This is a genomic window from Belliella buryatensis, assembly GCF_900188245.1.
Classification (GTDB): domain Bacteria; phylum Bacteroidota; class Bacteroidia; order Cytophagales; family Cyclobacteriaceae; genus Belliella; species Belliella buryatensis.
Map to the genome: position 1 here is coordinate 103,744 of NZ_FZOK01000007.1, position 18,939 is coordinate 122,682.

At 38.5% G+C, this 18,939-nt stretch carries 15 protein-coding genes and 2 tRNA genes; 12 read left to right on the forward strand and 5 right to left on the reverse strand.

Features of this window, described 5'->3' with window-relative positions:
• Window positions 1-6 precede the first annotated feature (6 nt).
• The 4 genes from CHB66_RS08715 to mutS all read right to left on the reverse strand — a co-directional run bounded on the left by CHB66_RS08715 (window position 7) and on the right by mutS (window position 3,844).
• A tRNA-Leu gene (locus CHB66_RS08715) sits at window positions 7-90 on the reverse strand.
• Between the two features lie 62 nt (window positions 91-152).
• A tRNA-Gly gene (locus CHB66_RS08720) sits at window positions 153-225 on the reverse strand.
• A 142-nt stretch (window positions 226-367) separates the two neighbouring features.
• Complete coding sequence (locus CHB66_RS08725) at window positions 368-1,171, reverse strand: LuxR C-terminal-related transcriptional regulator (protein ID WP_089240034.1); 804 nt, start codon at window positions 1,169-1,171, stop codon at window positions 368-370.
• 60 nt (window positions 1,172-1,231) lie between these two features.
• Window positions 1,232-3,844 carry a DNA mismatch repair protein MutS gene (gene mutS / locus CHB66_RS08730; RefSeq protein WP_089240036.1) on the reverse strand — a complete coding sequence of 871 codons (2,613 nt, stop codon included), beginning with the start codon at window positions 3,842-3,844 and terminating at the stop codon, window positions 1,232-1,234.
• A gap of 85 nt (window positions 3,845-3,929) precedes the next feature.
• Here mutS and CHB66_RS08735 point away from each other — a divergent pair, with 85 nt between their 5' ends.
• The 3 genes from CHB66_RS08735 to CHB66_RS08745 all read left to right on the forward strand — a co-directional run bounded on the left by CHB66_RS08735 (window position 3,930) and on the right by CHB66_RS08745 (window position 7,354).
• The gene (locus tag CHB66_RS08735; protein WP_089240038.1) at window positions 3,930-4,469 is read left to right on the forward strand and encodes an RNA methyltransferase; all 540 of its coding nucleotides are present in this window, start codon (window positions 3,930-3,932) and stop codon (window positions 4,467-4,469) included.
• A 301-nt stretch (window positions 4,470-4,770) separates the two neighbouring features.
• A complete protein-coding gene (locus tag CHB66_RS08740) occupies window positions 4,771-6,513 on the forward strand; it encodes a TrkH family potassium uptake protein (RefSeq protein ID WP_394335280.1) in 1,743 nt (580 codons plus the stop codon).
• A gap of 151 nt (window positions 6,514-6,664) precedes the next feature.
• Window positions 6,665-7,354, forward strand: coding sequence for a potassium channel family protein (locus CHB66_RS08745; protein ID WP_089240042.1), 690 nt, complete (start codon window positions 6,665-6,667; stop codon window positions 7,352-7,354).
• Window positions 7,355-7,356: 2 nt separating this feature from the next.
• On the opposite strand, the gene CHB66_RS08750 is transcribed toward CHB66_RS08745, so the two are convergent.
• Window positions 7,357-8,181: an ion transporter gene (locus CHB66_RS08750; RefSeq protein WP_089240044.1), complete on the reverse strand. Its 825-nt coding sequence runs from the start codon at window positions 8,179-8,181 to the stop codon at window positions 7,357-7,359.
• 559 nt (window positions 8,182-8,740) lie between these two features.
• Here CHB66_RS08750 and CHB66_RS17140 point away from each other — a divergent pair.
• The 9 genes from CHB66_RS17140 (at window position 8,741) to recJ (ending at window position 18,939) form a co-directional block, all read left to right on the forward strand.
• The gene (locus tag CHB66_RS17140; RefSeq protein ID WP_212668450.1) at window positions 8,741-8,971 is read left to right on the forward strand and encodes a hypothetical protein; all 231 of its coding nucleotides are present in this window, start codon (window positions 8,741-8,743) and stop codon (window positions 8,969-8,971) included.
• A gap of 298 nt (window positions 8,972-9,269) precedes the next feature.
• Complete coding sequence (locus CHB66_RS08760) at window positions 9,270-10,043, forward strand: sulfite exporter TauE/SafE family protein (protein ID WP_089240046.1); 774 nt, start codon at window positions 9,270-9,272, stop codon at window positions 10,041-10,043.
• Window positions 10,044-10,272: 229 nt separating this feature from the next.
• Complete coding sequence (locus CHB66_RS08765) at window positions 10,273-11,127, forward strand: heme/hemin ABC transporter substrate-binding protein (protein WP_089240048.1); 855 nt, start codon at window positions 10,273-10,275, stop codon at window positions 11,125-11,127.
• On the forward strand, window positions 11,120-12,193 hold the full coding sequence (locus CHB66_RS08770; RefSeq protein WP_089240220.1) for a FecCD family ABC transporter permease: 1,074 nt from the start codon (window positions 11,120-11,122) through the stop codon (window positions 12,191-12,193). Before CHB66_RS08765 ends, CHB66_RS08770 begins: the two co-directional genes overlap by 8 nt.
• Window position 12,194: 1 nt before the next feature.
• Window positions 12,195-12,998 (forward strand): heme ABC transporter ATP-binding protein, encoded by an 804-nt coding sequence (locus tag CHB66_RS08775; protein ID WP_089240050.1) that lies wholly within the window; start codon window positions 12,195-12,197, stop codon window positions 12,996-12,998.
• A gap of 6 nt (window positions 12,999-13,004) precedes the next feature.
• Window positions 13,005-14,048, forward strand: coding sequence for a hemin-degrading factor (locus tag CHB66_RS08780; RefSeq protein ID WP_089240052.1), 1,044 nt, complete (start codon window positions 13,005-13,007; stop codon window positions 14,046-14,048).
• A gap of 47 nt (window positions 14,049-14,095) precedes the next feature.
• The gene (locus tag CHB66_RS08785; RefSeq protein WP_089240054.1) at window positions 14,096-16,399 is read left to right on the forward strand and encodes a TonB-dependent receptor plug domain-containing protein; all 2,304 of its coding nucleotides are present in this window, start codon (window positions 14,096-14,098) and stop codon (window positions 16,397-16,399) included.
• 5 nt (window positions 16,400-16,404) lie between these two features.
• On the forward strand, window positions 16,405-17,013 hold the full coding sequence (locus CHB66_RS08790; RefSeq protein WP_089240056.1) for an HmuY family protein: 609 nt from the start codon (window positions 16,405-16,407) through the stop codon (window positions 17,011-17,013).
• Window positions 17,014-17,214: 201 nt separating this feature from the next.
• Entirely contained in the window at window positions 17,215-18,939 is a 1,725-nt protein-coding gene (recJ, locus tag CHB66_RS08795; RefSeq protein WP_089240058.1) for a single-stranded-DNA-specific exonuclease RecJ, read from the forward strand.

Here is an 18,939-nt window from a genome sequence, read left to right on the forward strand (position 1 = left end):
TTTATGTACCAGGAGCGGGAATCGAACCCGCACGGCCGTGAAGCCACAAGATTTTAAGTCTTGCGTGTCTACCAATTCCACCATCCCGGCTTCACTGCGACTTACGTCGGAGTTACTTGTAAACAACAAAGCCCTTCTTCAAGGGCTTCTTGAGCGAAAGACGAGATTCGAACTCGCGACCCCGACCTTGGCAAGGTCGTGCTCTACCAGCTGAGCTACTTTCGCTTTTGTTATTTTCGACTTCGACCTTGTATCTCCGTCTTTTGTGTGTGCAAAGGTATAGCAGTTTTCTAAATTTGCAAAAGGCCTAATCAAAAAAAATCAAATATTTTTATATCTATTAGCTGTAAGATTGATTTTCAGCTGATTAATTCATTCTCGTGTTGAGCAATATTTTTACCATTTCAGCAGTAGTTTTGGCATTTAATTTTTTGAGGATGTTTTTCCTGTGGGTATTGACTGTGTTTTTCGAAATATTCAGCTCTGTTGCAATTTCTATTGAGCTTTTGCCTTCTAAGATCATGTCTGATATTAAGCTTTCTTTCCTGGTTAATTTAAAATTGATTGTTTTTGGCTCACGCTTACTTGCATGGATTTTATTGCCCTCTTTGGACGTGTATGAATAGCTCCAGTCAAAATTGCTAACTTGTGGAGGAGTAGTTAAAAGCAATAGAACATGAAGATCAAACACCACATTTTTGTTTCTATCAATTAAATATGGCCTCACTTTACATGCAAACCACTTGATTTCTTTCGTATCTCGATGAATCCATCTGACCATGTAGGTAAATTCGAAAGTATCCATTTCTTCCCTACTCAATTCCTGAAGAAGATCGAAAACTATTTTTTGGAATTTGGCTAATTCTGGAACATCCTCAGGGTGCAACATGGTGAGTACTGCCTCCATGCCTTTTTTTCTAAAAAAGGAGCTTGGATACCCCATGATTTCTTCCACATTATCGGTAAAAAATGCCAAACTGAGATCTCTGTAATCAATGCATCCGATGATAATGCCTTCTTTCATGCCCATATTTTGGCTGAGTACCTCCAAATCTTTGAGAAGCTTATCTTCATCTATGTCCGTTTCGGTAAACTCCCTTTCCTTCCATTCAATAAAAAAGTCGGAAAATTTACCTTGCTTCCTTAAGCGATCACGTAAAAAACTGTCCATATGATTGATACTCCTTATAAATTTACCCTCCAAACTATGACCAAAATGGACTAAATACAATTAATTCTCAAGTTTTTTCTTGATTTCATTGAGTTTGATCAAAGCCTCTACTGGAGAAATTGTATTAATATCAATAGAGTCTAACATTTCTTGGGCTTCTTTGAATTTAGGGTCGATTTCAAATAAGCTCAATTGATAATTGTTTTTAGGCATTTCTTTCATCTTTTCCTTCTGTTCATTTAAAGATTTTTCTTTCTCCAAATGCAACATAATTTCTGAAGCGCGTAATACTACAGGGTTTGGCATTCCTGCCATTTGAGCTACATGAATACCAAAACTATGCTCACTACCTCCTTCTTTGAGTTTGCGCATAAAGATTACCTTATTTCCGACTTCTTTAACAGAGACATTGAAGTTTTTGATCTTTGGAAATTCTTCTGCTAGTTGGTTGAGCTCGTGGTAATGGGTAGCAAAGAGTGTTTTTGCCTTGCTTTTGGGGTGATTATGTAGAAATTCTACGATAGACCAAGCTATTGAGATTCCATCATAAGTGGAGGTTCCTCGACCGATTTCGTCCATCAAGACTAGGCTCCTATTGGAAAGGTTATTCAAAATACTCGCTGTTTCAGTCATTTCTACCATAAAAGTCGACTCTCCTTTAGAAAGGTTGTCTGAAGCCCCTACACGGGTAAAAACTTTATCAATAATTCCAATTCTTGCATAAGATGCAGGAACAAAGCTTCCCATTTGAGCCATAAGCACAATCAAGGCAGTTTGCCTTAAAAGTGCAGATTTTCCTGCCATATTGGGTCCAGTAATGATGATGATTTGCTGTGTTTCATTATCCAAGTAGATATCGTTGGGCACGTATTCTTCACCTACAGGAAGTTGTTTTTCTATTACAGGATGGCGTCCATCTTTGATCTCAAGAGCATCTGTATCGGATATTTTTGGTCGAGCATATTTATTAACTCTCGCTACTGTCGCAAATGAAAGCAAACTGTCAACAGTGGCTAAAACTCTGGCGTTTTGCTGGATTTGAGTGACATATTCAGAAGCGTCTTGTACGAGAGCTGAAAAATACTTTTGCTCAATTGCTATCATTCTTTCTTCTGCGTTCAGGATTTTTTCTTCGTATTCCTTGAGCTCTGGGGTGATGTATCTTTCTGCATTGACCAGCGTCTGTTTTCTGATCCAATCATTTGGCACCTTATCTTTGTGTGCATTGGTCACCTCTAGGTAGTATCCAAAGACCTTGTTGAAGGCTATTTTTAAAGAACTTATCCCAGTGCGTTGAACTTCCCTTTGTTGGAGTTGGACTAAGTAATCTTTTCCTGTATTGGCCAGGCCACGATATTCATCCAATTCAGGGTCTACACCATCTTTGATGATATTACCTTGGTGGGTTAACATAGGAGCATCCTCTTGGAGCTCTCTTTCGATTTTTTCCAGTAAAAATTCGCAAGAATTGATTTGATCAGCTATTTTTTTCAAAGAATCATTGGAAGAGTTTCTCAATTGTTCTTTGATGGGAAGGGTGTTTTTCAGCGCCTTTTTCAGCTGATTCATTTCCCGTGGGTTGATTCGTCCCACTGCGACTTTGGAAATCAACCTTTCCAAATCACCTATATGCTTGAGGTGGGATAAGATCTCTTCTGTTTTTTCTTGGTCTGTGAAAAAGTGCTCTACTATCTTCAGTCTTTCTTCGATTGGTTCTGTTTCTTTGAGAGGAAGTACCATCCATTTTTTCATCATTCTCGATCCCATCGGAGTGACAGTATGATCCAAGATTGCTATCAAAGGAATACCACCTTCCTGCTGTGGATAGACAAGTTCTAGGTTGCGGATGGTAAACTTATCAAGCCAAACATACTTCTCCTCAGCAATGCGAGAAATTTGAGAGATGTGTTTGACGTCTTTATGTTCGGTTTCTTCTAGATAGTAGAGTATCGCTCCAGCTGATATGATTCCATGATCTAAGTTTTCAATTCCAAATCCCTTAAGGTTTTTGGTAGCAAAGTGATTAGTGAGTTTTTCGTAAGTATAGTCATATTGAAAAACCCAATCCTCACAATGAAATGTGGAATAATTGTCCTTGAGCATTTCTGCTGCTCTTGCTTTTGCTGCTTTGGAGTAGATTACCTCAGAAGGGCTGAAGCTTTGCAGAAGTTTTTCTATATAGGATTGTGAACCCTCAGCACACATGAACTCACCGGTAGAAAGATCTAGAAAAGCGATTCCCAATGTATCTTTACCGAAATAAATTGAAGCGAGGTAGTTGTTTCTTCTTTTGTCAAGGACATTATCATTAAAAGAAAGCCCTGGTGTGACCAATTCTGTCACACCTCGTTTGACGATTCCTTTGACTTCTTTAGGGTCTTCAAGTTGATCGCAGATAGCCACCCTATTTCCAGCACGCACAAGCTTGGGGAGATAGCTATCCAAAGAGTGATGTGGAAATCCTGCTAGTTCTATATGGGAGGCTGCTCCATTGGCTCTTTTGGTCAAAACAATGTCCAATACCCGGCTGGCAGTGACCGCGTCTTCACCAAATGTCTCATAAAAATCCCCAACCCTGAAAAGTAATAAAGCTCCAGGATGTTTTGCCTTGATGGCATTGTACTGCTTCATCAATGGAGTTTCCTTTACTTCTTTCGCCTTCGCCTTGGCCATATGCTCTCTTAATTAAATCTTTGTGCTAATTTTGAATTGCTTGAAAGCTTGAAATTATAATATAAAGAAAGGTAAACAAAGCCCGATGAAAAAATTAAGCATGGAAGAGCTCAGCAGGCTCTCGGTAGAGGAGTTCAAGAATGTTGAAAAAAGTCCAATAGTAATCGTCTTGGATAATGTGCGTAGCCTCAATAATGTAGGTTCAGCTTTTAGAACTTCAGATGCATTCTTGATCGAGAAAATTTACCTCTGTGGGATCACCGGCACTCCACCGCATCGCGATATACAAAAAACCGCACTTGGAGCAACGGAATCGGTTGACTGGGAATATAAACAAACTACCTTGGAGGCTTTAGAAGAGCTGAAAGAGAAAGGTTTTGAAATTTGTAGCTTTGAGCAGGTTGATCGAAGTATAAAGCTACATGAGTTTGTAGCATCTAGCGATAGAAAGTATGCCCTGGTATTTGGAAACGAAGTGTTTGGGGTGGAGGAAGAAGTGATTGAGGCTTCAGACCATATAATTGAAATCCCACAATTGGGAACCAAGCACTCTCTCAATATTTCAGTGACTATGGGGATTGGACTTTGGGCCTTTATGACTAAGATGGAGCTATTACCGAGATAAGTATTAAAATTTAAATCATGATAAATTTCAAAAAATGTTTAGTTTCTTTCAGTTAAGAAATCAATTATTACAATTATCCCTAATTATACCAGTGACTAAATTGAAGGCTTGATTTACATCAGATAATCTTTAGACTGTCGACGATGACTCCAATTGATAAAGTTTCAGTGCCGTGTATCAATATTGGTAAGAAAGCGGATTTGCATATCTTTTACTTACCTTTCGAAAACAAAAAACAATAGTGTTCAATACTTTTAACAATCCAGACGATAGAATTCGGTTTATTAGAAAATTATTTGACTTGAATAGTAAAGTTATTCAGGCTTTGAGTTTTTTGGCTTTTTGTTTTTTGATCTACGATTTAGGATTTAGCGAGGAGATACAAGCAGGGTTTATTGGTGAAATATATTTTTCCATTTTGGCCCTTATGTCTGTAGGTTATTCAATTAGACTATTTTCAAAGTCAGAAAAATTCAGCAAGTCAAGGTACCTTGTAGAAATTACAATCATTCTAATATTATTTTTGGCCTTTCTTGTCAATTTTCAAGTCTTAGAAATAGACAGTTCTTTGATAATAGGAAATCTTGAGATCAAGGCTTTTCTTGTCAATTTTCTGGTTTTGATTTTGTTCTTAATTGAACTTAGTAAATTAAGTTTGGCAGCGAATCAGCTTAAACTTCATCCAGCGATGGTTTTTCTGCTCAGTTTTCTGATAGTGATTTTAGCGGGAACAGGTTTATTACTATTACCAAATGCTACAGTGAATGGGATTGATTTGATAGATGCGTTTTTTACATCTACATCTGCTGTTTGTGTGACAGGATTAATAGTACTAGACACTTCATCGGATTTCACATTTTTAGGTCAGTTTATCGTTATGATTTTATTTCAAATAGGCGGACTTGGAATGATGACATTTACATCATTTTTTGGGTTTTTTTTTAAAGGTTCCTATTCCTTACAAAATCAACTTTTCTTAAAGGATTATATCAATGAAGAAAATATAGGAGCTATCAATTCGACTTTGTTGAAAATCATTTTGTTTACATTGATTACAGAGGGTGTTGCAGCATTAATGATATCATCAATAATAGATAGTAGTCTTTTCGAGACTAGAGGAGATCAACTTTTTTTCTCTGTATTCCATGCAATTTCAGGATTTTGTAATGCTGGGTTTTCCACTTTGGGTGATGGCTTATATGAAGCTGGATTTAGAGAGGAGTACACAGTACATTTGATAATTGCCTTTGTAATTATTTTAGGAGGTATAGGGTTCCCAGTTGTATTAGGATATTATAATTATTTCAAGCATGTGGTAATTGGCACCAAAAGGGTGATTACAGGTGAAGAAGAATATAAACATGCTCCCAGAGTGGTCAATGTTAATATCAGATTGATAGTCTATACGACTTCAATACTTTTGGTTTTGGGTTTTGTGACTTTTTGGTTTTTTGAAGCAAATCACACGTTAAAAGGGCTCTCGGGTTATGGAAAGTTTGTCACTGCTTTTTTTGGGTCAGTTACTCCAAGGACTGCGGGTTTCAATACAGTAGATATGTCAGCCTTAGCTATGCCAACTATCCTGATATATTTGTTGCTAATGTGGATAGGGGCTTCTCCTGGTTCCACAGGTGGTGGATTGAAGACCAGTACGATAGCAGTTGCAGTACTCAATACAGTAAGTATAGCCAAAGGGAAAAACCGAGTAGAAATATTTAAAAGACAAATTAGTAATGAAACTATCAGAAAAGCATTTGCGGTAATTTTGCTTTCATTTTTGGTAATTGGTTTAGGGGTATTTTTTGTTTTGCTTTTTGATCCAGAGTTACCTTTGATCAGTGTTGCATTTGAGGTATTCTCAGCGTTTTCGACAGTAGGATTAAGTCTTGGAATTACTGGAGATCTTTCGACAGGAAGCAAAATAGTCGTTTCCATTATCATGTTTTTGGGAAGAGTAGGGACTTTAACTGTTTTGGTGGCATTCATACAGAAAGTTAGAGATCAGCGATATAAATATCCTGAAGAGGGTGTTTTCATTACGTAAGGAAAGTTAAATGAAGTAAAACATAGCTTTGGAATTCATAATTATTGATTTATACGAGGGATTATGGACTACCCGAGCGTTGTTACAATATATATCAGGCATGCCACTCTAGGCTGTGGAAAAGGTTTTGAAAATTGAAAAAATTAAACATATGAAATTCATTATAGTAGGATTAGGAAACTTCGGAGGACATCTAGCGGTGCGACTTACAGCATATGGGCATGAAGTCTTAGGTGTGGATAGTAGTGAAGACAAGGTAGATGCAGTCAAGGAAAAGATCACTCACGCTGTAGTAATGGACGCTACTGATGCTCATGCTGTCAAGAATTTACCTTGTAAAGAAGCAGATGCTGTAATTATTGCAATTGGGGAGGATTTTGGAGCTTCTATTATGGTCACGGCTATCTTCAAACAAATGCAGATCAAAAGGCTAATCAGTCGGTCTATCAATAAAGTACATGAGACAGTCATACAAGCTATCGGAGTAGATGAAATTCTTCACCCTGAGGAAGACTCTGCCGAAAGAATGGCCAAAAGCTTGCAAATGAAAGGTGTAATTGACTCTCTAGATGTATCTGATGACTACAATATCATCGAAGTAAAAGCGCCAAAACGGTATGTTGGCTTGTCTATAGCAGAAACCAAGATTCGCCAAGATTATAACATCAATATCTTGACCTTGATCAAAATGGAAGAAAGGCCAAACATTTTTGGAGTAAAATCTAAAAAGAAGAAAGTTACAGGCGTAGTCACAGCTGATACAGTTGTAGAGGAGGAAGATATTCTTTTGTTATTTGGTCATATTAAAGATATACAGACCATTTTAAAATTAGAAGATTAGACTTACTTCTTTTCTGGAAATTTATCCCCACAATACTTGCAATAGGCTGCGTCAATTTCGAAAGTCAATTTGTCACAATTATGACACATTCTGGCTTTGGCTAATTTTCTACGATTATTAGCTTGCGTCATTTCTGATGTGACAATTCCAGTGGGAACAGCAATGATTCCATACCCCATCAGCATAATTAAAGACGCGATAAATTTTCCAATGGATGTTACAGGCGTAATGTCTCCAAAGCCAACTGTCGTCAAGGTAACTATGGCCCAATACATAGACATAGGAATACTTGTAAAACCACTTTCCGGCCCTTCTACGATATACATCACAGTACCAGCTATCAACACGATTGTGACCATTGAGCCTATGAAAATTTGAATTTTTGCCCGGCTAGCTCTCAGTGCCTCTGATAAAAACTCCGCATCTTTAAGAAATCTCCCTAATTTCAAAACCCTTATAACTCTTAGTAATCTGAGAGAACGGATGACCACTAGAAATTGGGTGTTTAAAACCACTAAGCTTAAGTATGTTGGAACAATTGCTAACAAATCCACAAGACCATAAAAACTCAATACATAGCCTATTTTTCTTTTAGATAGCCAAAGCCTCAAGGCATACTCTACTGTAAAGACAATTGTGAAAGCCCACTCCAAAGCATAGAAAATGTGCCCATAATTATAACGAAGCTCAGCCACAGAATCTAGAATTACAATGATGACACTTAATAAAATAGCGATCAACAAGACTACGTCAAAGGTTTTGGAAGACTTATCATCATGCTCAAAAACGATATGAGCAAGACGAGATTTGGAGGGGAAAAGGGACATATTTTAATTTTTTGATTTATGTCAATCTAATCAATTTCATGTATCTAAAGTAGTTCAATCTTCTAAAATTTATTCATTCCGTAGTAAATCTAGTTTCTGATTAAGCGTAACTATGATTTCAAAAATAATTTTCTAGTTTATCCTCCTAATGAGCCACTTCTGAAATCATAGTTTTTGATATCAAAAGAAATTTCTCAAATTGTTAACCTTATTCCATTCAACGATTCTTTTTGTTTTGTTAAAGTCATCCAAAAGCATTTTGGAGAAAAATTAAATTAGGTTATTGGAGGTCTTAATATTGGGTTTATACATATCTGCATTTACATCAGTAGCCATAAAATATTGTTATTTAGATCAATAGAGGCACTGATAACTCTCCTGCGCAGTGGCGTAAATAACGACCATCCGCGAGATAATTTGTAATCAAATCACATACTGGTGTAATTGCGGATAATCATAATTGGGGGAATAAAATATTTCTCTTGATGGTGGGAAATTGAAAAAAAAATAAAATCACCGAGATCAAAAATGATTCTTTTCGGTTTAAAAATCAAATCTTATGAAAAAGTCATTATTAACTCTATTTACTATTGTGTTTGTTATCCATGTAAATGCGCAGGAAGAAAAACCTACAAAGAAGGTAGACTTTGCACTAGAAGGCATGGCTGGCGTAGCATTTGGAAAAAACTTTACTTCTTTTAATGTAGGCGGTCCTAGCTTGATGCTTAATATCAATCAGAAAGTCAAGGTTGGCTTTGGTGCCTTGCCTTCTTTATATAAGGGATGGTAAAACTGGAGCCAAATTAGGAGTCGCACCTAGATTGGACATCAAAAACTGGGCTTTCTTTGTCCCATTCTATCATTTTGATACTACTGAAGAATGGCTTTGGTCTGTCGGTGTTGGGTATAAGTTTCATAGGAAATAATAGTTTCTCGCGGCGGCTGCAAGGGTAACACAACGATCGCAGCGAAGAAAAACATAAATTAAAAGTAAAACCCACATTGCGATCGTTGCGATTCTCTTTGCGCTCGTTGCGTGAAAAATTAATCTTAGAGAAAAAAAAACGTCAAAGGTTAGACCAAAACAAATGGAAATAATCATCATCTCTCTTACGGCATTCCTGGTAGCCATCCTGACCTTCTTTTCAGGTTTTGGCTTGGGAACGATATTGACTCCGGTGTTTATGGTTTTCTTTCCAGATGACTTGGCCATTGCCTTGACTGGCGTGGTACATTTTTTCAACAATATCTTCAAACTTTTTTTGGTAGGAAGCAATGCCGACAAACAAGTTTTGATCCGGTTTGGAATCCCTGCGGTGATTGCTGCATTTGCGGGTTCATGGGTCTTATTGAATATAACCGATCTGGAACCGCTATTCAGTTATGAAATGTTTGGACGGACCTTTATCGTCGAGCCAGTGAAGTTTATCATCTCCATATTACTGATCATTTTTGCTATGATGGATCTGATACCCTATTTCCAAAATCTGAAATTCGGAAAAGAAAAACTCCCAATCGGAGGGGCATTGAGCGGATTTTTTGGAGGGCTTTCAGGCAATCAAGGAGCTTTGCGTTCTGCCTTTCTGATCAAAGCGGGGCTTTCTAAGGAGGCCTTTATCGGAACTGCTGTAGTGGTGTCGACTTTTGTGGATTTTACCAGATTGAGTGTTTACGCGACACGCTTTGCCCAAACGGATCTCGGTAACAATACTCAGCTTGTAGCGATTGCTACCTTGTCTGCAATAGCAGGAGCTTATTTGGGGAATAAGCTTTTGAAAAAAGTGACCTTGAAGTTTTTGCAGGTGACTGTTGCCATCATGTTGATTTTGATCTCTCTTGCTTTGGGGGCAGGGTGGATTTAGATTTTTTCACGATTAGGGTTCTCAACGCCTCTTTTTTTTGGCTGGCCATTTATTGATAACATTTGAAATTGAAGATTTAGCCAATTGTTGGCTACTTATTAGATCCGTTCAGTTATGTGTAAAAATTTAATTCACTTATAGATATCATAGAAAAAATCAATCAATATTTATTTGGATTTAATCTAAATAATGTGACATTTGTCATGTTATTTTAAATCAATCTAAATAAATGAAAGCAAAGCTGATTTTATTCTTATTCCTTCTGAGTGCTTGTAGTGCTCCTCAACAAGCAGAAGAAAAGAAGGCCAAACGCATCATCACAGCCGGTGGAACAATTACAGAAATTGTCCATGAATTGGGCTTTGGCGATTTTATCATTGCGACGGATATCACTTCTACATATCCTTCTGAGATGCAAGATCTCCCGTCAATAGGTTATCGCAACCAAATCAAAGCAGAAGGATTGTTATCCTTATCTCCTGACATAATTTTAGCAGAATCTGGCTACCTTTCTCCTGATGTGGTAGCCCAGTTGAAGGCAACTGGATTAGAGGTTCATTTTTTTGAAAAGCCTAAGTCGATTGAAGGTACCTTTAAGTTGATTGTAGAGTTAGCTGAATTTTTAGAAGTACCTGAAAAAGGGGAACAGATCAAGCAATATATCCAAGGAGATTTAGCTGAGCTGGATCAATTTTTAGCAAATAAAAATCAGGAGAAGAAACCAACAGCACTATTCATAATGGCTAGAGGAGAGGACATGATTTTCGTGGGAGGTGATGACACATTCGCATCTTCTATTATTGAATTAGCTGGATTAAGGTCTATCGCTACAGGATTCAAAGATTTTATCCCACTGACTCCAGAGGCACTAGCAAAATTCAATCCCGATTATATACTTCTATTTGACTCAGGTTTGGCTTCTTTGGGTGGAAAGACTGGACTAAACAAAATTAGAGGGATGGAACAGACCTTAGCTTTTCAACAAGATCAGATTTTAGCATTTGATGGTTTATTACTGTCTGGGTTTGGACCGAGAGTGGCTGAAGTTGCAATGGAATTGGCCAAAAATGCTTACCATGATTAAGACTTTACAAGCCAGTATTCCACACACCAAGCATAGGGTTCAGAATACAGTCCTTATTTTTCTAGGGTTGATGCTGATTATCCTAGTCTTGCTATCTGCATCGATTGGAGCATACCAAATTCCACTCAAGTCAGTATTGCCTATTTTATTCAATAGTGTTGGATTGAACATTGGGAATTTTACAGGTGCTGAAGCGAATGTGTTGATGGGAATTCGACTTCCAAGAATCTTAATGGGGATATTTATTGGAGGAGGATTAGGCTTGGCTGGAGCAGCGTTACAAGGGCTTTTTAGAAATCCATTGGTAGAGCCTGGATTGATAGGAGTTAGTTCTGGAGGCGCTTTTTTCGCTGTAGTGTTTATAGTGTTTGGTTCAGGTCTATTAAGTATATCTCCATTATTGTCTTTGATAGGTTTACCCTTATTTGCTTTTTTGGGAGGGCTTTTAGTCACTTTATTGGTTTATAATATTTCGAGTTATTCTGGGAAGACAGATATCTCAGTCTTGATCTTAGCAGGTGTTGCAATCAATGCTCTTATGGGAGCATTAATAGGTCTAGTTCTCTTTTATGCAGATGATGCCGCATTGCGAAATTTTACTTTCTGGAGTTTAGGAGATTTAGGAGGGAGTAATTGGTCCAAGTTGGGAATTGCTAGTGTATTGATTTTGCCAGCATTGGCCATGATCTTAAGATTGTATCCCCAGCTCAATGCCATGGCATTGGGTGAGCGTGAAGCCTACCACATGGGTGTCAATATCCAATATGTCAAGTATGTGCTGTTTTTGTCTTCTGCTTTGATAGTGGGTACTGCTGTTTCTATGAGTGGTACAATTGGGTTTGTCGGATTGGTAGTTCCACACTTGATTAGATTGGGTTTTGGTGCGGATCATAGATTGGTTTTGCCTGGTTCATTTTTGCTTGGGGCTATCTTATTGTCAGCAGCAGATTTGTTGGCTAGAAATCTTGTCCGGCCTGCTGAACTCCCAATTGGAATCATCACAGCACTTTTGGGGGCACCATTTTTTATTTATTTGATTGTCAATTTCAAGAAAGTAAAATACTAACATGCTACAAGGGAAAAACATACACTTCTGCATCAGTGATAAGCCTATCATCGGCGATATAGATATCAAGTTGGAGCCGGGAAAATTCACGGCGATCATAGGCCCGAATGGAGCAGGGAAATCCACACTATTTAAAATACTCTCAGGAGATGTAGGCTGTAGTAGAGGCGAGGTTTTATATAACGGCAAGTCTATAAAGACCTATTCGAGTCAACAGCTCGCTAGAATTCGTGCAGTAATGCCACAGCATAGTTCTGTTTCATTCCCTTTTTCAGCTTGGGAGGTATTAGAATTAGGCACGCTCAATGCCCCGAGTGAAATTGGACAAGAGGAAATCACTGAGGTCATGCAAAAACTTCAAATATGGCATCTTCGAGACCGATCTTACAATTTACTTTCAGGTGGAGAAAAGCAACGAGTACAATTGGGGAGAGTTTTGATACAAATTTGGAAAAAGCAGGCATTTCCAAGATTTCTCCTTTTAGATGAGCCAATTTCTAGCATGGACGTCTCTTTACAACATTTGGTGTTGGACTTACTCAATGACCTCAAGAAAAGAAACATTGGCGTGCTCTCTGTGCTACATGACTTGAGTTTGGTGGGCAATTATGCAGATCAAGTGATCATGATGAAAGATGGTGATGTAGCTTTTCAAGGAGAAGTTTCAATGGTCTTTACCAGTCCAAACCTTGAATACTTGTTTGACTATCCGATAAAAGTAAAGAAATATGATGATGGTTTGGGTTTGTTGGTTCACAGCCTACCTCTTCATCATATCAATCACAGATTAATACAAGCACAATAATAAATTATGGAAACGACAACTTTGAATCAGGAAACTGCGCTTAAAAGCGCTTGGGAAAAATTGAAGACTGAGCAGCCAAATCTTAGAATAAGAGATGCAGCGGAAGTATTGGGTGTATCAGAAGCAGAATTGCTTGCTACTCAAGTTGGAGATTCAGTCATACGCTTGAATCCTGAGTGGACTTCACTCCTTGTAGAATTCAAAAAACTAGGTAAAGTCATGTCGCTTTGCAGAAGTAATGGCTGTGTATTGGAGCATAAGGGGAATTTTCAAAAAATCAATATTGAAGGAAATGCTCCGCATCTAATTGCAACGGTAATTGGACCAATAGAACAGCGTATTTTCTTCTCTGCATGGAAATTTGGATTTGCTGTAGTCAATGAGACTCCAAGGGGAACGATGAGAAGTTTTCAGTTTTTTGATAAAGAAGGAATGGCCATTTTGAAAGTGTACCTTCAAGAGGAGTCTAAAGTTGATGTTTTCCAGGAGCTAATCGATCAATATAAATCAGCTGATCAAGATGCTAACTTGGACATTGAAAACTTTGTAAAGCCTATCTATGCTGAGCATATCGATATGGACGCATTTACCAAAGATTGGGAAAACATGGAGGATACGCACGATTTCTTTGGAATGTTGAGAAAATATAAAGTTCATAGACTGGACGCTGTCAAGTGGATTGATAATAAGTGGGCCTACGAAGTAGATCGTTTGTCTGCAAGGAAAATAGTAGAAACAGCCTCTGCTGAGCAAATGCCGATTATGATTTTTGCTGGTAACAAAGGCAACATACAGATCCATCAAGGAAAAATAAGGACTATAAGGCAAATGGGGAATTGGCTCAATGTGCTAGATCCGCAATTCAATATGCACCTCAATGAAGACCAGATTGCCCATGCTTTTGTAGTTCATAAGCAAACAACCGATGGCTTGGTTTCTTCACTTGAATTATTTGATCAAGGTGGTGAAATGATCGCTCAGTTTTTTGGGTTGAGAAAGCCCGGAATTCCTCAACTCACAGCATGGAAAAATCTAATAGATAGCCTTTAAATCAATAAAAGCCGGGAGCATAATTCCCGGCAAAAAAATTTTCCAGTATGATTAGATTTAATCTAAATAAAATTAAACTGATCTTTTTATTATTACTCTCAGAAATTTCCTTGGCAGCTCCCTTCGATGCTGAAAAAAGGATATTGGACACCAATGGGAATATAATACCTCATGCCCTTGTCAAACTTGAGGGGCAAAAGGCAATGCTTGTTGATGAACTAGGTAAAATACCTCAAGGCAATAAGACAGAAAAAGTGACTGTCTTTGCGATGGGTTTCGAAAGTTTGCAATTGAGTTGGGAGGAGTGGGTCAGTAGAGAAGAAATCATCTTGCAAGAGAAATCAGGGAATCTTCAAGAGGTAGTGGTATCTGCGACGAGAACAGAGCGAAGTGTAGAGCAACTGCCAATGCCCGTGACAGTATTGAGTAGTAAGCAGGTTCAAGAGACGGGAGGTATTCGATTGTCTGAAATTCTTAGGGAGCAAACAGGGCTTCAGATCACATCTAATCATGGTTCTGGTCTTCAAATGCAAGGTATGGATTCGGATTACATTTTGATCCTATTAGACGGTGAACCTTTGATTGGGAGAACGGCAGGGACCTTTGATTTGGATAGAATTTCTGTTTCTAATATAGATCGCATTGAGATTCTGCGAGGCCCATCCAGCGCCATCTATGGAAGTGAAGCCATGGGAGGAGTGATCAATATCATCACCAAGTCATACCAAAATCAATCAAATTTGAATCTTGGATTGAGGCATAGGTCTTTCAATTCTTGGAATCCATATTTAGAAATGGGACTGGGAAATAGAAAATGGAATACACAGCTATTCTTAGATCATTTTCAGACTGATGGTTTTGACCTTAGACCAGAGGTAGTAGGCCAAACACAAAATCCATATCGAGCCTCCACTGCTCAATTGAAAGTATCTGGTGAGCTTTCTGAAAAATTCAAAGTTAGCCTTTTTGGGAGGGCATATCAGGAAGTATCAGATGGCATACTAGAGACAGGTAGCGCAGCGGGTGCACAACTTCTGGATCTAGGTAATCAGAGGAGAGATATCAATTTCAATCCTACTTTGAGATTCAAACCTAATGCTGATTGGACGATCACCTTGAGAGGCATGAGTTCGTGGTTTGGTACCCGATCAGAGACAAACTTTAGAAGCAATGGAGAAGCCTTTGATTTTCAGGAGTTCAATCAGTTTTTTCATAGAACTGAATTGCAGACAGATTTCATGGCCAATTCTAAAAACCTGATCACATTAGGACTCGGACAGGTGATTGAAACCGTAGAGGCTACTAGATATGATGCGCTCAATAGATTTGATGCCGGATATTTTTTCCTACAGCATCTCTGGGATCCTACACCAAAGACCAATATTGTCACAGGACTTAGAGCTGATTTTCATAGTCAATTTGGCAATAGGTTAAGCCCAAAAATATCTGGCCAATATCAAATTTCTGAAAAATTGAGTTGGCAAGCTTCCATTGGAGCTGGCTTCAAGGCTCCTGATTTCAGACAATTGCTATTGAACTTCAATAATGCAGCTGCTGGATACTATGTGTTTGGGGCAAACCTAGCTGCCGATGGAATTGCTAGGCTTCAAGAGCAAGGACTTATTGCGCAAGTATTGATCAATCCCGAGACCATTGGGCAATTGAATGCTGAAACCTCTAGAGCAATCAATACAGGTTTTCGATGGAAGCCTACTAGCAAAACCCAAATTCACGTCAATGCTTACCGAAACGCCATCAACAACCTGATAGAAACAGCACCAATCGCACAATTGGTCACAGGCCAAAATGCCTTTTCCTATTTCAACATCAGAAGTGTGATTACACAAGGGGTAGAGATGGATGTTCAAGTGAAGCTACTCGAAAACCTATCCTTGAGTGCAGGTTACGCATTTTTAGATGCCAGGGACTTGGATGTAATAGATCGAATTGACAACGGGGAAATATTCAAGAGAAATGCGCAGAACCAAACGCGAAGAGTCACACGAGCGGACTATGGTGGGCTTTTCAATAGAAGTCGTCATAGCGGGAATTTCAAGGTGAATTACCGAGAAAACTACAGCGGTGTAGACTTAGCATTTAGAGCTATCTACCGAGGTCGATTTGGCTTCGGGGATATTAATGGGAATTTGATTTTGGATGATGATCGAGAGTATGCTCCTGCTTGGGTAAGCTATAACTTGACAGCGTCCAAGACTTTTGAAAAAGGTCTTTTCTTGGAAGTTGGTGGAACTAATCTACTCAATACAGCTACTCCAGCACAACCAAATAACCCAGGGAGAGTGCTTTTCATAGGAATGAAAATACCAATACTTAAACTTATAAACAGATAATTCAAATGAACACTATCCAAAAACTAATCTTTGCAAGCTTTATTGCAGCATTCTTGATCTCTTGTGACAATGCTGAAGAATTAGCACCATTGACCCCCTTGGAGGTGACGCTGGTAGAAGACCTAGCTGCACCAAATGACGAAATTGACAGAAATACAGGTGAAGTAATACAGGCACGCTCATTCCAGTATTTCAGTTTAGAGCTCAATGAATTAGTGGAAGAAAACGAGGACTGGGATATTGCTTTCAAAGGAACCACGATTCGGGTCAATAACTCTAAAAATGTAACAGCGGCGGTTGTAAATGGAGTATTTGAAGAAATTACCGAAGTTCCTGCTTCTGCCACATTCAATACAGATTCTGCAAACAGTTTTGCGATCCCTACAGGAAGTGGGAATGGTTGGTACAATTACAATTCTGCAACTTTCACCGTTACCCCAATTCCTGGAAGGGTGATTTTGGTAAAGACAGCAGCTGACAATTATGTTAAGATTGAAATTCTGAGTTACTACCGAGGAAATCCACCTGTAGAGCAAATCGATCCAAGAACAACCCCTAGTGGATACTACACTTTCCAGTATGTACTTCAGTCAAATGGTACATCCAAGTTTTAAATTGTCAAAATAGGGTAATCAAACAATGCTATCAGTCATCTTATAATGTATGGTTTTTTGATTCTTAGAAAGGAAGCTTGTTAGAGCTTCTTTTTTTATTTTGTATTGATCGATGCTTTTCTTTTTGATTCAAATAGATCGGAAATCAAAATTATTCAGAAGGCTTACCAAAATAGCCAAGCAGTTTAGTAATTTAGCCACATGGAGTACAACTGGAAGATCAGAGAGAAAGCAGAAGAGGGGAGTGTGACAACTCTTAGTAAAGAGATCAATGTCAACACAACCTTAGCCAATATGTTGGTCAACCGAGCTATCAATACTTTTCAAAAGGCTAAGGATTACTTTAGACCTGATTTGGATAAGTTGCATGACCCATTTTTGATGCAGGATATGGATAAAGCCATCGATAGACTAATCCAAGCTATTCAGGGAGAAGAAAAGATTCTTATCTATGGGGATTATGATGTGGATGGGACTACCTCGGTGGCCTTGGTCTATGGCTACTTGAGCCAATTTTATCAACATTTGGAATTTTATATTCCTGATAGATACAAGGAAGGTTATGGTATTTCTGAAAAGGGTGTTCGCTATGCTGCAAGCAATAATTTCAAATTGGTGATTTCTCTGGATTGTGGTATCAAGGCCATAGAAAAAGTAAAATTGGGGAAAGAACTCGGTGTGGATTTTATCATCTGTGATCATCATACACCAGGTGAGGAGCTACCACCAGCAGTAGCTATTCTGGATCCTAAAAGGAAAGACTGTAACTATCCCTACAAAGAGTTAAGTGGTTGTGGTGTGGGGTTCAAGCTGGTTCAAGCCTATGCGCAGCACACAGGCAGAGATGCGGCTATAGTGATGTCCTATTTGGACTTATTAGCTATCAGTATTGCAGCGGATATTGTACCAATCACTGGAGAGAATAGGATTCTAGCATTTTATGGAATCGAAAGACTCAATAATAATCCAAGACCAGGAATCAAGGCTTTGATTTTGAAAAGTAAGATTGAGAAAGAAATAGAGATTTCTGATATAGTTTTCAAAATTGGCCCTAGAATCAATGCTTCTGGACGTCTAGAGCATGCAAAGGCGTCCGTAGAATTGTTGATAGCCAAAGATCTCGATGATGCTTTGAGACAAGCAGAAGCTGTAGATACTGTCAATGCTGCTAGGAAAAACTTCGATGAAAACATTACCAAGGAAGCCTTGCTGATGATTGAAGAGCGGAATGCCATAAGAGAGATGAAATCCACAGTCTTATTTAAAGAAGACTGGCATAAAGGGGTTATTGGTATTGTAGCCTCAAGATGTATAGAAAAATATTATCGACCCACTATCATCCTCACTGAGTCAAATAATAAAGCTACAGGTTCCGCTAGATCAGTGTATGATTTTGATATTTATGAGGCCATTAGTGAATGTAGTGATCTGCTGGAGCAGTTTGGTGGTCATAAGTATGCCGCTGGCTTGACCATGTCAGTGGATAAAGTGGTAGCTTTTCAAGAAAAGTTTGAGGCAGTCGTAAGTTCGAGGATCCAAGATGTCCACATGATGCCTGTCTTGGAAGTGGACGATGAGATTCTTTTGGATCAGATCAATTACAAGTTTTACAATATTCTAAAACAGATGGCGCCATTTGGCCCTGGGAACCCTGAGCCGATCTTTTATGCGAATCAAGTTTATGCAGAAGATGTGAGGATACTCAAAGACAAGCACCTTCGTTTCAATGTAGTACAGGATGGTCAGGTAACAAGGCCAGTATGTATAGCTTTTGGGATGGCTGATCGGACTAAATATGAAGATGAGATCGTTTATAAAATGCTAAAAAGAAAAATGCGGTTTGATTTAGCTTTTGAAATAAGAGAAAATACCTTCCGCAATAATAGTAGCTTGCAACTGTACATCAAAGACATCAAATTCGATTGA

Excerpts from the sequence above, each read along its gene's own strand:
- CHB66_RS08725 (WP_089240034.1), bottom strand. The coding sequence starts at position 1,171 with ATGGACAGTTTTTTACGTGATCGCTTAAGGAAGCAAGGTAAATTTTCC.
- mutS (WP_089240036.1), bottom strand. The coding sequence starts at position 3,844 with ATGGCCAAGGCGAAGGCGAAAGAAGTAAAGGAAACTCCATTGATGAAG.
- CHB66_RS08735 (WP_089240038.1), top strand. The coding sequence starts at position 3,930 with ATGAAAAAATTAAGCATGGAAGAGCTCAGCAGGCTCTCGGTAGAGGAG.
- CHB66_RS08745 (WP_089240042.1), top strand. The coding sequence starts at position 6,665 with ATGAAATTCATTATAGTAGGATTAGGAAACTTCGGAGGACATCTAGCG.
- CHB66_RS08750 (WP_089240044.1), bottom strand. The coding sequence starts at position 8,181 with ATGTCCCTTTTCCCCTCCAAATCTCGTCTTGCTCATATCGTTTTTGAG.
- CHB66_RS17140 (WP_212668450.1), top strand. The coding sequence starts at position 8,741 with ATGAAAAAGTCATTATTAACTCTATTTACTATTGTGTTTGTTATCCAT.
- CHB66_RS08760 (WP_089240046.1), top strand. The coding sequence starts at position 9,270 with ATGGAAATAATCATCATCTCTCTTACGGCATTCCTGGTAGCCATCCTG.
- CHB66_RS08765 (WP_089240048.1), top strand. The coding sequence starts at position 10,273 with ATGAAAGCAAAGCTGATTTTATTCTTATTCCTTCTGAGTGCTTGTAGT.
- CHB66_RS08770 (WP_089240220.1), top strand. The coding sequence starts at position 11,120 with ATGATTAAGACTTTACAAGCCAGTATTCCACACACCAAGCATAGGGTT.
- CHB66_RS08775 (WP_089240050.1), top strand. The coding sequence starts at position 12,195 with ATGCTACAAGGGAAAAACATACACTTCTGCATCAGTGATAAGCCTATC.
- CHB66_RS08780 (WP_089240052.1), top strand. The coding sequence starts at position 13,005 with ATGGAAACGACAACTTTGAATCAGGAAACTGCGCTTAAAAGCGCTTGG.
- CHB66_RS08785 (WP_089240054.1), top strand. The coding sequence starts at position 14,096 with ATGATTAGATTTAATCTAAATAAAATTAAACTGATCTTTTTATTATTA.
- CHB66_RS08790 (WP_089240056.1), top strand. The coding sequence starts at position 16,405 with ATGAACACTATCCAAAAACTAATCTTTGCAAGCTTTATTGCAGCATTC.
- recJ (WP_089240058.1), top strand. The coding sequence starts at position 17,215 with ATGGAGTACAACTGGAAGATCAGAGAGAAAGCAGAAGAGGGGAGTGTG.